Raw genomic sequence first — 12,108 nt, 5'->3', positions numbered from 1 at the left:
CTCAGATGTCGAGGAAGCGGACGTCCTTGGCGTTGCGCTGGATGAACTGGCGGCGCGCCTCGACGTCCTCGCCCATGAGGACCGAGAACAGGTCGTCGGCCTGCGCGGCGTCGTCCAGGGTGACCTGGCCGAGGACGCGGTGCTCCTGGTCCATCGTGGTGATGCGCAGCTCCTCGGCGTTCATCTCGCCGAGACCCTTGAAGCGCTGGATCGAGTCTTCCTTGATGCGCTTGCCGTTCTGCCGGCCCAGCTCGATCAGGGCGTCGCGCTCGCGGTCCGAGTACGCGTACTCGAAGTCGTCGCGGCCCCACTTGATCTTGTAGAGCGGGGGACGGGACAGGAACACGTGCCCGGCCTCGACCAGCGGCCGCATGAAGCGGAACAGGAAGGTCAGCAGCAGGGTGCTGATGTGCTGACCGTCGACGTCGGCGTCCGCCATCAGGATGATCTTGTGATAGCGCAGCCTGGCGATGTCGAAGTCCTCGTGGACCCCGGTGCCGAAGGCGGAGATCAGTGCCTGGATCTCCTGGTTCTGCAGGATCTTGTCGATCCTGGCCTTCTCGACGTTGAGGATCTTTCCTCGGATCGGGAGGATCGCCTGGTACTGCGGGTTCCGGCCGGACTTGGCCGAGCCGCCGGCGGAGTCACCCTCGACGATGAAGATCTCGCACTTGGTGGGGTCGTTCGACTGGCAGTCGGACAGCTTGCCCGGCAGGGACGCGGTCTCCAGCAGGCCCTTGCGCCGGGTGAGGTCGCGGGCCTTGCGGGCCGCCACGCGCGCGGTGGCCGCCTGGATGCCCTTGCGGATGATGTCCGAGGCCTCGTTCGGGTTGCGGTCCAGCCAGTCGTTCAGGTGCTCGTAGACCGCCTTCTGTACGAAGGTCTTCGCCTCGGTGTTGCCGAGCTTGGTCTTCGTCTGGCCCTCGAACTGCGGCTCGGCCAGCTTCACCGAGATGATCGCGGTCAGACCCTCGCGGATGTCGTCGCCCGTGAGGTTGTCGTCCTTCTCGCGGAGCAGCTTCTTGTCGCGCGCGTACTTGTTGATCAGTGACGTCAGCGCGGCCCGGAAGCCCTCTTCGTGCGTGCCGCCCTCATGCGTGTGGATGATGTTGGCGAAGGAGTACACACCCTCGGTGTAACCGCTGTTCCACTGCATCGCGACCTCGAGGGACAGGCTCTTCTCCTTGTCCTCCGCTTCCAGGTCGATGACGGTGGGGTGCACCACGTCTCCCTTGCGGGAGTTGAGGTACGTCACGTAGTCGACGATGCCGCCCTCGTAGTGGTACGTGACGGTCTTGACGTCGTCCTTCTCGTCCGCACCCGCCTCGTCGGCACCGGCCGTGGCCTTCGCCAGCTCGCGCTCGTCAGTGAGTTTGATCGTCAAACCCTTGTTGAGGAACGCCATCTCCTGGAAGCGCCGCGACAGCGTCTCGAAGGAGTACTCGGTGGTCTCGAAGATGTCCGGGTCGGCCCAGAAGGTGACCGTGGTACCGGTCTCGTCCGTGGCCTCGTGCTGCGCGAGCGGGGCGGTCGGAACGCCCAGCTTGTAGTCCTGCGTCCAGCGGTAACCGTCGGTCCTGACCTCGACGGCGACCCTGCTGGACAGCGCGTTCACCACGGAGACGCCCACGCCGTGCAGACCGCCGGAGACCGCGTAACCGCCGCCCCCGAACTTGCCGCCCGCGTGCAGCACCGTGAGCACGACCTCGACGGCGGGCTTGCCCTCGGACGGGACGATGCCCACCGGGATGCCTCGGCCGTTGTCGATGACGCGCACGCCGCCGTCGTGAAGGATCGTGACGTCGATCGTGTCCGCGTGGCCGGCCAGCGCCTCGTCGACGGAGTTGTCGACGACCTCCTGCACGAGGTGGTGCAGGCCGCGCTCGCCGGTCGAGCCGATGTACATACCGGGTCGCTTGCGGACCGCGTCCAGACCCTCGAGGACGGTGATGGCGCTGGCGTCGTACGAGGCGGTGACCTCGCCGTTCGAGGTGTGAGCCCCGCCGTTGGCGCCGGCGTCGGTGGACGGGATGTTCTCGTTGGGGTTGCCGGAATCGGCCACGAAGCGCCCTTTCTGGCACAGCACAAGCCAGGCTCCCGGCGGGTGGCCGGTGCGGCTGCGGCGTGTTGCGTTGGTAAGCCTTAGTCAGCGTTGCTCGGTGTGTGTCCCACAGTGGGGCGGGATTGCTTCCAGTCTACCGGTAGCGCCGACATGGATGGGGGTTTGCCGGTACCTGAGTCCTCATGTGCCGCCCTCAACCGGTCTCTCCCGACTCCCCATATGCGGAACGGGGCTCAAAGAGGCTCACGGAGGCACTCAGCGCTTCCGGGTGTCAACCCTTTGCTACTCAAGGGTCAGGTCGCTGTTCGCAACCGCGTCCGTTCACCCTCCGAGGCCCGCGCTGTGATGTCAGTCACCCATAGGTGTCGCCGGGACCCGTGCTCCCGGGAGCGCGCAGCGGACCGTAGCGACGGGGCGGGCCACCGGGGTTGAGCACCTTGATCATCCGTACGGTGCCGTGCCCCAGATCCTCGTTGAGCCTGGCCACCAGCGTGGGTGTGAGGTGCCGCAGCTGGGTCGCCCAGGCCGTGGAGTCGCACTGCACGACCAGCACCCGCTCGTCCTCGTCGTACTTCTCCGGTACGCAGTGGTTGGCCAGGTCCTCGCCGACGATCTGCGGCCAGCGGCCCATCACCCCGCCCACCGCGGCCGGCGTCTCCCAGCCGCGCTCGTTCAGCAGCCGGTTGATCGCGGCGCCGAGCGCCATCGGGTCACGGCCGTCGGCGCGCGCCCCGGAGCGCAGGCCCCCGCGCCGCACCTGCTTCTTCTGCTGCGCCGCGTCCCCACGCGCGCGTGCCTGTTCCTTCGCGGCGCGCAACGCCACGCGCGCGAGGTCGACGCCGGAGGGCTCGGCACTCTTCTTGGGCGCGGGTTCCCCGGCCGCCGCGGGCCTGTCCGTGCTCATACGCGCTCCACCGCCCCCTCCGCCACGCTGTACCGCGTCCCCGCCAGGACGTGCGGTACGTCGTCGTCGACCGCGGCCGTCACCAGCACCTGCTCGCCGGGCGCCACCAGCTCGGCCAGCCGCTCCCGACGGCGCGTGTCCAACTCGGCGAACACGTCGTCGAGCACGAGCACCGGCTCATTGCCCTCGCCCCTGAGCAGGTCGTACGACGCGAGCCGCAACGCCAGCGCGTACGACCAGGACTCCCCGTGCGAGGCGTATCCCTTGGCGGGCAGCTGACCGAGTTTGAGAATCAAATCGTCCCGATGGGGTCCTACTAGGGTGACGCCCCGCTCGATCTCCTGCTTGCGGGCCTCCGCGATCGCCGCCATCAGCTGCTCGTAGAGGTCCTCGCGCGTGTGCGCCTCACCGGGCGCCGACGGCTTGTACTCCAGGGCCAACGGGCCGCCGCCGGGCGCCAGTTGCTCGTACGCCTTGTCGGCGAGGGGCTGCACCGCGGCGATCAGATCGAGCCGCTGGGCGAGCAACTCGGCCCCCACGCGCGCGAGATGCTGATCCCACACGTCGAGCGTGGACAGGTCCATCGAGCGTCCGCCGTGCCGCCGGGCCAACGCGGCCGACTTCAGCAGGGTGTTGCGCTGCTTGAGCACCCGCTCGTAGTCGGACCGCACGCCGGCCATGCGCGGCGACCGCGCGGTGATCAGCTCGTCGAGAAAACGCCGCCGCTCCCCGGGATCCCCCTTCACCAGGGCGAGATCCTCGGGCGCGAACAACACGGTCCGTACGATGCCCAGCACGTCGCGGGGCCTGACCTGCGAGGACCGGTTGATGCGGGCGCGGTTGGCGCGGCCCGGGTTCAGCTCCAGCTCGACCAGTTGCTGCCGCTCGCCCTGTCTGACCTGCGCCCGGATGATCGCGCGGTCGGCGCCCACACGGACCAGCGGAGCGTCGGAGGAGACGCGGTGACTGCCCAGGGTGGCGAGATAGCCGATGGCCTCGACGAGGTTGGTCTTGCCCTGCCCGTTCGGGCCCACGAACGCGGTGACGCCGGGGTCGAGCGGGACGTCGACCCCGGCGTACGAGCGGAAGTCGGCCAGCGACAGATGCGTGACGTGCATGGTCGTTCGCCGACCTCCCCCAGCTTGTGGATCCACCGGCCGGGGCCTGTGGATCTGTGGATTACTTGGTCTCGACCGCGTGGCCGCCGAACTGGTTGCGCAGCGCCGCGATCATCTTCATCTGCGGCGAGTCCTCCTGACGCGAGGCGAACCGCGCGAAGAGGGAGGCCGTGATCGCGGGCAGCGGCACCGCGTTGTCGATGGCCGCCTCGACGGTCCAGCGGCCCTCGCCGGAGTCCTCCGCGAAGCCCTTGAGCTTGTCCAAGTGCTCGTCGCCGTCAAGGGCGTTGACCGCGAGGTCGAGCAGCCAGGAACGGATGACGGTGCCCTCCTGCCAGGAGCGGAACACCTCGCGCACGTCCGTGACGGAGTGGACCTTCTCCAGCAGCTCCCAGCCCTCGGCGTACGCCTGCATCATGGCGTACTCGATGCCGTTGTGGACCATCTTCGAGAAGTGGCCCGCGCCCACCTTGCCGGCGTGCACGAAGCCGAACTCGCCCTCGGGCTTGAGCGCGTCGAAGACGGGCTGCACCTTGGCGATGTTCTCGGCGTCGCCGCCGACCATCAGCGCGTAGCCGTTCTTCAGGCCCCACACGCCACCGGAGACACCCGCGTCGACGAAGCCGATGCCCTTGGCGCCCAGCTCCTCGGCGTGCTTCTCGTCGTCCGTCCAGCGGGAGTTGCCGCCGTCCACGACGACGTCGCCGGGCTCCAGGAGTTCGGCCAGCTCGTCGACGGTCGCCTGGGTCGGGGCGCCGGCCGGGACCATCACCCACACGACCCGCGGGCCCTTGAGCTTGCCCACAAGCTCTCCCAGGCTGTGGACATCGGCGAGGTCCGGGTTGCGGTCGTATCCGATGACGGTGTGGCCTGCGCGGCGGATGCGCTCGCGCATGTTGCCGCCCATCTTGCCGAGGCCGACGAGACCGAGCTCCATCAGTTGTTCCTTAGGGTGCGACGTGGCATGAAGGCACTTGCGTACCTGTGTCCGAGCCTAAACCCGGACGGTCATGCACACCTGTGGGCATACGCGCTCAGAAGTACCGAACCGTATGCCCCGACCTGCGGTGTTCTCGTCGGGTACGGATCAGCCGCTCAGGCGGACCGGCATGATCAGGTACTTGTAGGCCTCGTCCGCCTCGGCGTCCAGGGCGGGCTTGCCGCTGAGCAGCGCGGGCTTGGTGGAGGTCGTGAAGGACAGCTGGGCCACCGGGGAGTCGATCGCGCTCAGGCCGTCCAGCAGGAATGTCGGGTTGAAGGCGATCGACACGTCGTCGCCCTCGAGCTGCGCGTCGACGCGCTCCACAGCCTGTGCGTCGTCGCTGGAACCGGCCTCCAGGATGAGCACGCCCTGCTCGAAGCTCAGCCGCACCGGGGTGTTGCGCTCGGCGACCAGGGCCACGCGCTTGACGGCCTCCACGAAGGGGGCGGTCTCGATCACGGCGATGGAGTTGAACTCCGTCGGGAACAGCGAGCGGTACTTCGGGAGGTCGCCCTCCAGGAGACGGGTCGTCGTCCGACGCCCGGCACCCTCGAAGCCGATGAGGCCTTCTCCCGCGCCCGAGCCGGACAGCGCCAGGATCACACTGTCGCCGCTCGTGAGGGCCTTGGCGGTGTCCAGGAGCGTCTTGGCGGGCACCAGGGCGACCGCGGACGCCTCCGGGTCCTCCGGCTTCCACAGGAACTCGCGGACCGCGAAGCGGTAGCGGTCGGTGGACGCCAGCGTCACCGTGTCGCCCTCGATCTCGATGCGCACACCGGTGAGGACCGGCAGCGTGTCGTCGCGCCCGGCGGCGATGGCCACCTGGGCGGCGGCCGAGGCGAACACCTCACCGGGGACGGTGCCGGTCGCGCCCGGCATCTGCGGCAGCGCCGGGTACTCCTCCACAGGGAGTGTGTGGAGGGTGAAGCGGGAGGACCCGCAGACCACCGTCGCCCGTACACCGTCTGTGGAAATCTCCACCGGTCGGTTGGGGAGAGCGCGGCAGATGTCGGCGAGCAGTCGGCCGGAGACGAGGACCGTGCCCTCCTCCTCGACCTCCGCGTCGACCGACACCCGCGCGGAGACCTCGTAGTCGAAGCTGGACAGGCTCAGCTGCCCCTCCTCCGACTTCAGCAGGAGGCCGGCGAGGACCGGCGCCGGCGGACGGGCCGGGAGGCTGCGTGCCGCCCAGGCCACTGCCTCCGCGAGTACGTCGCGTTCCACCCGGATCTTCACTGTTGCCGCCTCCTGCTGTTGCCGGCGCTTCTCGGCCTGCCTGGCTTCGTCGTCTGTCTCGGTGTCGTCGGTCCCTGTGAGGGGAAGGACATCCGGGGAACAGTCTGACGCACGGCACTGACAGTAGGTGCCTATCGGGGTCAAGTCGTGACGAGGGGCTGCCGGGCGGCGAAGAGCGAGTTGTGCACAGGCCCCGCTTCGAACCGGATTTCCAGCTCTCTCTAGTTGCTAGTAGTAGTAGGGGCTGTGGATACCGTGGATAACCCCGTTTTCCCAGCTCAGAGCGGGAATTTTGTCCACCGGTCCTGTGGGTGACGGCAGTGGACAACCTCGGGTTTCTGTGGAGAACGGAAAGTTCTGCACACCCCATGCACAGCCCAGGGCCACTTCTCCCCAGCGCCGTCCCCAGCTTTACCCACCTTTCCCACAGCCCAACCCGGCACCTTCGTGTGACGCCTTTCACTCGACACGGTGAGGTGGCGCGTTGCGTTGCCGAACAGTGGACAGCGGTGTGGAGAAGCTGGAGATCGCTGGGGACAACTGCCCCCAGCCTGTGGGTTGTCGGTGGACAACTTCGTCCCCAGCCTGTGGATCACGGATTTGTCCACAGCCTGTGGAGATCTTTTGTCCACGAATCCACAAGCACCTGACCTGGTCTGATGGTCCCTCACCCGCGGGGCCTGTGGACACGTTCTGGACAACTTCACAGTCCCCAGGATGTGGACGGAAGAAAGTCCCCAAATCTGTGGAGGGCGGCCGTAACCCGGCGGGTATTCGAACAGCGGGTGGCGGAGGTGTGGGTGCGCGAGAGCGGCGGACGTCCTCCGAAGCGGCTGCGGAGGGGCTCCGAACCGGTTCAGAACCGGTTCTGTCGGGGCTGCGGAAGGGCTGCGGAGGCCCCGGGATCGGCGTCGGAGGGGTCCTGGACGTGCCTCGGACTGCTTCAAAGCGGCTTTGGATCGTCTCCGAGCCCCTTCAAAGCTCTTGCGCAGACGATCCGGAGAGACTTGGAGTGCGGCATGTCGGCGACGGGTGAATCGTGACCCTCTGACGGCGGATCAAAACTGACCCACTTCGTGGTCTTCTGACCAACCTGATCTTGATCGAAGGTCAGGAGAAGAGGGTGATTTCCGTGGAGGACTGGGCAGAGATCCGCAGGCTGCACCGGGCCGAGCAGATGCCGATCAGGGCGATCGCCCGGCAGCTGGGCATCTCGAAGAACACCGTGAAGCGGGCCCTGGCCACGAACCGTCCGCCGGTCTACTCCCGGCCGGCCAAAGGCTCGGCGGTCGACGCGGTCGAGCCGCAGATCCGGGAACTGTTGAAGCAGACCCCGACGATGCCCGCGACCGTGATCGCCGAACGGATCGGCTGGGACCGTGGCATGACCGTCCTCAAAGAACGCGTACGCGAGCTGCGGCCCGCCTATCTGCCCGTCGATCCGGTCTCACGCACCACCTATCAGCCCGGCGAGCTGGCCCAGTGCGACCTGTGGTTCCCGCCCGTCGACATCCCGCTCGGATACGGCCAGTCCGGCCGTCCGCCGGTGCTCGTGATGGTGTCCGGCTACTCGCGGATCATCACGGCACGGATGCTGCCCACCCGCACCACCGGCGACTTGATCGACGGCCACTGGAAGCTGCTGGCCGGCTGGAGGGCGGTCCCGCGGATGCTGGTCTGGGACAACGAGGCCGGCATCGGCCGCGGCAAGGCGACGGGCGACTTCGCCGCGTTCGCGGGCCTGCTTGCCACCCGGATCTACCTCTGCAGACCCCGCGATCCAGAAGCGAAAGGGCTGGTGGAGCGGGCGAACGGTTACCTGGAGACCAGCTTCCTGCCGGGCCGCACCTTCACCGGGCCCGACGACTTCAACACCCAGTTGACCGCCTGGCTGGCCATCGCCAACCGGCGCCAGCACCGCACCCTGGGCGCCCGCCCCGTCGACCGGTGGGAAGCCGACCGGGCCCAGATGCTCGCCCTGCCGCCGGTCGATCCGCCACGCTGGTGGCGCTTCGCCACCCGCATCGGCCGCGACCACTACATCCGCGTCGACACCTGCGACTACTCCGTGCACCCCCTCGCCATCGGCAAGAAAGTCCAGGTCCGCACCGACACCGACGAAGTCATCGTCACCCTCACGCCCGGCGGGGCGGAAGTCGCCCGCCATCCACGGTGCTGGGCCAAGCAGCAGACCATCACCGACCCGGTCCATGCCCGCGCCGCCGCCGTTCTGCGCGGCGACTACCGCCACCACCAAGCCTCCCGGGCCCAGGCCGCCCGTCGGCACAACGCCGCCACCGCACGTGATCTCGTCGAGGTCGAACAACGCCAACTCGACTCCTACGACCGCATGTTCACCCTCATCGAGGGCGGCGGCCAGGCCGATGATCCGGAGGTCTCCTGATGCCCGCCACCACCAGGACCACCGCCGCGGCGGGGCCCAGGACCGGCCGTCAGACCGCCGCCGACCTGTCCTTCCTGGCCCGGGCGATGAAGGCCCCGGCCCTGCTGGACGCCGCCGAACGCCTGGCCGGACGCGCCTTGAAGGAGACCTGGACACACACCGAGTTCCTCGTCGCCTGCCTCCAGCGGGAGGTCTCCGCCCGTGAGTCCCACGGCGGCGAGGCCCGCATCCGCACCGCCCGCTTCCCCGCGATCAAGACGATCGAGGAACTCGACGTCACCCATCTGCGCGGCATAACGCGCCAACAGCTCGCGCATCTGGGCACGTTGGACTTCATCACCGGCAAGGAGAACGCCGTTTTTCTGGGACCTCCGGGGACGGGGAAGACACACCTGGCGATCGGACTCGCGGTCCGCGCCTGCCAGGCCGGCCACCGGGTCGCGTTCGCCACCGCCGCCGAATGGGTCGACCGCCTGGCCGCCGCCCACCATGGCGGACACCTCCAGGCCGAGCTCACCAAACTGTCCCGCTATCCGCTGATCGTGGTCGACGAGGTCGGCTACATCCCCTTCGAATCCGAGGCCGCGAACCTGTTCTTCCAGCTGGTCTCGAACAGATTACGAGAGAGCGAGTGTGATCGTCACGAGCAACAGACCCTTCGGACGCTGGGGCGAGGTATTCGGCGACGAGACCGTGGCCGCCGCCATGATCGACCGCCTCGTCCACCACGCCGAGGTCCACTCCCTCAAAGGCGACTCCTACCGCATGCGCGGACGCCAACTCGGACGCGTCCCCACCGCCACACACGACACCGACTGAACACCGGCAACCAGACCCGGTGGGTCAGAACTCGACCGCCCACACCGGGTCAAGATTCAGCCGCCGCCGACACGGCACTGTCTCGGCTCTGAGCGGTGCCGGACTGGCTGGAGATCGGTGGCGCCCCACCATGTGGTGCAGCCACCCGGATCGCGCCGATCCGGAGGAACTGTGGCCGGCCCCGGCCCGGCTGAAGCTCCGCCGCCGTCCGCCCCGCCGCGCGAGCCAGTCACGGGCGGTGCGGGTTGTTGCTGCCTGGCCTCGGGGAGCCCGGCCTCGGGGTGCCTGGCTGAACCCGGCCGCGACCTGCGAAGCCGAGAAGGCTTACCGGCTGCACCTCTCGGCGGGTCGCCGCCGGGGAATCCGCTGCGGCTCGGTTCCGGACGACTTCTGGAACTCCTCCCGGGACACTCTCCGGGGCCCGCTCCGGGACACCCTCCCCGGCGCCCGCCGAAGAACTTCCCGTCCCCCTCCGAGCGCCGTCCCGGTCGGTCGGCCCCGCCAAGCCGAAGGGCGCCCCTGGAGAAATCCCGGGGCGCCCTTCGGTGTCGTAACCCTGCTGCTGCCGACTCTGTGCTGTGCTCTCGGCGTCGTAACTCCGCTGCTGCTAGCCGTTCTTGATGCGGTTGGTCAGTTCGGTGACCTGGTTGTAGATCGAGCGGCGCTCGGCCATCAGTGCGCGGATCTTGCGGTCGGCGTGCATGACCGTGGTGTGGTCGCGGCCGCCGAACTGTGCGCCGATCTTCGGCAGGGAGAGGTCGGTCAGTTCGCGGCACACGTACATGGCGATCTGCCGGGCCGTGACCAGCTGGCGGCCGCGTGAACTGCCGCACAGGTCCTCGACCGTGATGCCGAAGTAGTCGGCGGTCGCTCCCATGATCGCCGTCGCGGTGATCTCCGGGGTCGAGTCCTCGCCGCCCGGGATCAGGTCCTTCAGGACGATCTCGGTGAGACCGAGGTCCACCGGCTGCCGGTTGAGCGACGCGAACGCCGTCACCCGGATCAGCGCCCCCTCCAGCTCGCGGATGTTGCGCGAGATGCGGGAGGCGATGAACTCCAGGACCTCGGGCGGGGCGTTGAGCTGCTCCTGCACCGCCTTCTTACGAAGGATGGCGATACGGGTCTCCAGCTCGGGCGGCTGGACGTCGGTGATCAGGCCCCACTCGAAACGGTTCCGCAGCCGGTCCTCCAGCGTGACCAGCTGCTTGGGCGGCCGGTCGCTGGAGAGCACGATCTGCTTGTTCGCGTTGTGGAGCGTGTTGAACGTGTGGAAGAACTCCTCCTGCGTCGACTCCTTGTCCGCGAGGAACTGGATGTCGTCGACCAGAAGGATGTCCATCTCGCGGTACCGCTTGCGGAAGCTGTCGCCCTTGCCGTCGCGGATCGAGTTGATGAACTCGTTGGTGAACTCCTCCGAGCTGACGTACCGCACGCGCGTGCCGGGGTACAGGCTCCGCGCGTAGTGCCCGATCGCGTGCAGCAGGTGCGTCTTGCCGAGCCCCGACTCCCCATAGATGAAAAGGGGGTTGTATGCCTTCGCGGGCGCCTCGGCGACGGCGACCGCGGCCGCGTGCGCGAAGCGGTTGGAGGCGCCGATGACGAACGTGTCGAAGAGGTACTTCGGGTTCAGGCGCGCGGTCGGCTCACCCGGACCGGCCGCGGGCGCGGGCTTGGAGCCCAGCGGTCCCGGCGACCCCGGACCGCCGCGGTGCACATGACCGGAGTTCGAGGACGAGCGCGAGTCGGACAGATCGCGGCGCGCGTCGCGCTGGTTGTACTCCGCGCGGGACTGCTCGTACTCGGCCCGCGACTGTTCGTACTCGGCGCGCTGCTGCTCGTACGACGGACGTTCCATCGACTGCGGGCGGTAGTCCTGCGCCGGCGGCGCGTACTGGTCCTGCTGCGACGGATACGAGTCCTGGGGCGGGCCGTACTTGTCCTTCGCCGGTGCGCCGTACTGATCCTGGGACGGCGGCCCGTACTGGTCCTGCGACGGCGAGGCGTACGGATCGCGCTCCGGGAAGCCGAGTCGCTGCTGCTGCCAGCCGTAGTCGTCCTGCGCCGGCCGCGGCCAGGCGCCCGGCTCGGGGCGCTGGTACTCCGACGGGTAGGCGGGGCGGGCGGTGGGCAGTTGGTCGCCCGGGCCGCCGGGGAGCGGCTCGGCGCGGTGCCGGCCGTAGCCGCCCTCGTACGGGTCGCGGCTCTGCTCGGGTTCCTCGTAGCGGCGCTGGGGCTGGGCAGGGGGTGCCGGCGGGCCGGGGGGCTCGCCGGCGGAGTCGTCGACGGTGATCGCGATACGGATCGGCCGGCCGCACTCGCGGCTCAGCGTCTCGCTGACGATCGGGGCGAGGCGGCCTTCGAGGACGCCTTTCGCAAATTCGTTCGGTACGGCGAGCAAGGCTGTGTCGGCGACGAGTGCCAGGGGCTGGCAGCGCCGGATCCAGTGCTCGTCCTTGGTCTCGACACCCTGCCCACGCCCCTCACCGAGAAGTTGCTCCAGCACTCGTGGCCACACTGCGGCAAGATCGGCAGGTACGTCAGCCACAGGGCACGCTCTCTCACGGGTCCCACGAACGTGTGGTT

The 12,108-nt window shown here is 68.6% G+C and carries 8 protein-coding genes and 1 pseudogene; 3 read left to right on the top strand and 6 right to left on the bottom strand.

Annotated elements, in window-relative coordinates:
* Window position 1: 1 nt before the first annotated feature.
* From gyrB to dnaN, 5 genes are all read right to left on the bottom strand, one after another.
* The gene (gyrB, locus tag JHN63_RS01725) at window positions 2-2,062 is read right to left on the bottom strand and encodes a DNA topoisomerase (ATP-hydrolyzing) subunit B (RefSeq protein ID WP_200676834.1); all 2,061 of its coding nucleotides are present in this window, start codon (window positions 2,060-2,062) and stop codon (window positions 2-4) included.
* A gap of 352 nt (window positions 2,063-2,414) precedes the next feature.
* Window positions 2,415-2,966 carry a DUF721 domain-containing protein gene (locus tag JHN63_RS01720; RefSeq protein ID WP_200676833.1) on the bottom strand — a complete coding sequence of 184 codons (552 nt, stop codon included), beginning with the start codon at window positions 2,964-2,966 and terminating at the stop codon, window positions 2,415-2,417.
* Entirely contained in the window at window positions 2,963-4,084 is a 1,122-nt protein-coding gene (recF, locus tag JHN63_RS01715) for a DNA replication/repair protein RecF (RefSeq protein WP_200676832.1), read from the bottom strand. Before recF ends, JHN63_RS01720 begins: the two co-directional genes overlap by 4 nt.
* A gap of 61 nt (window positions 4,085-4,145) precedes the next feature.
* Window positions 4,146-5,021 carry a phosphogluconate dehydrogenase (NAD(+)-dependent, decarboxylating) gene (gene gnd / locus JHN63_RS01710; RefSeq protein ID WP_200676831.1) on the bottom strand — a complete coding sequence of 292 codons (876 nt, stop codon included), beginning with the start codon at window positions 5,019-5,021 and terminating at the stop codon, window positions 4,146-4,148.
* Window positions 5,022-5,171: 150 nt separating this feature from the next.
* Window positions 5,172-6,302, bottom strand: coding sequence for a DNA polymerase III subunit beta (gene dnaN / locus JHN63_RS01705; protein ID WP_200676830.1), 1,131 nt, complete (start codon window positions 6,300-6,302; stop codon window positions 5,172-5,174).
* 1,123 nt (window positions 6,303-7,425) lie between these two features.
* Between dnaN and istA the strand changes: the two genes are divergently transcribed.
* The 3 genes and pseudogenes from istA to JHN63_RS54185 all read left to right on the top strand — a co-directional run bounded on the left by istA (window position 7,426) and on the right by JHN63_RS54185 (window position 9,525).
* Complete coding sequence (gene istA, locus JHN63_RS01700; RefSeq protein ID WP_200676829.1) at window positions 7,426-8,706, top strand: IS21 family transposase; 1,281 nt, start codon at window positions 7,426-7,428, stop codon at window positions 8,704-8,706.
* A pseudogene (locus tag JHN63_RS01695) lies at window positions 8,706-9,272 on the top strand (ATP-binding protein); the annotation flags it as partial. The gene istA and the pseudogene JHN63_RS01695, both read left to right, overlap by 1 nt.
* A 67-nt stretch (window positions 9,273-9,339) precedes the next feature.
* On the top strand, window positions 9,340-9,525 hold the full coding sequence (locus JHN63_RS54185) for an ATP-binding protein (RefSeq protein ID WP_307781788.1): 186 nt from the start codon (window positions 9,340-9,342) through the stop codon (window positions 9,523-9,525).
* Window positions 9,526-10,132: 607 nt separating this feature from the next.
* On the opposite strand, the gene dnaA is transcribed toward JHN63_RS54185, so the two are convergent.
* Window positions 10,133-12,070: a chromosomal replication initiator protein DnaA gene (gene dnaA, locus JHN63_RS01690; RefSeq protein ID WP_200676828.1), complete on the bottom strand. Its 1,938-nt coding sequence runs from the start codon at window positions 12,068-12,070 to the stop codon at window positions 10,133-10,135.
* Window positions 12,071-12,108 lie beyond the last annotated feature (38 nt).

The organism is Streptomyces sp. MBT65 (assembly GCF_016612545.1).
GTDB lineage: Bacteria > Actinomycetota > Actinomycetes > Streptomycetales > Streptomycetaceae > Streptomyces.
This window is presented reverse-complemented; position numbering and strand designations above follow the sequence as displayed.

Excerpts from the sequence above, each read along its gene's own strand:
- JHN63_RS01720 (WP_200676833.1), bottom strand. The coding sequence starts at position 2,966 with ATGAGCACGGACAGGCCCGCGGCGGCCGGGGAACCCGCGCCCAAGAAG.
- recF (WP_200676832.1), bottom strand. The coding sequence starts at position 4,084 with ATGCACGTCACGCATCTGTCGCTGGCCGACTTCCGCTCGTACGCCGGG.
- gnd (WP_200676831.1), bottom strand. The coding sequence starts at position 5,021 with ATGGAGCTCGGTCTCGTCGGCCTCGGCAAGATGGGCGGCAACATGCGC.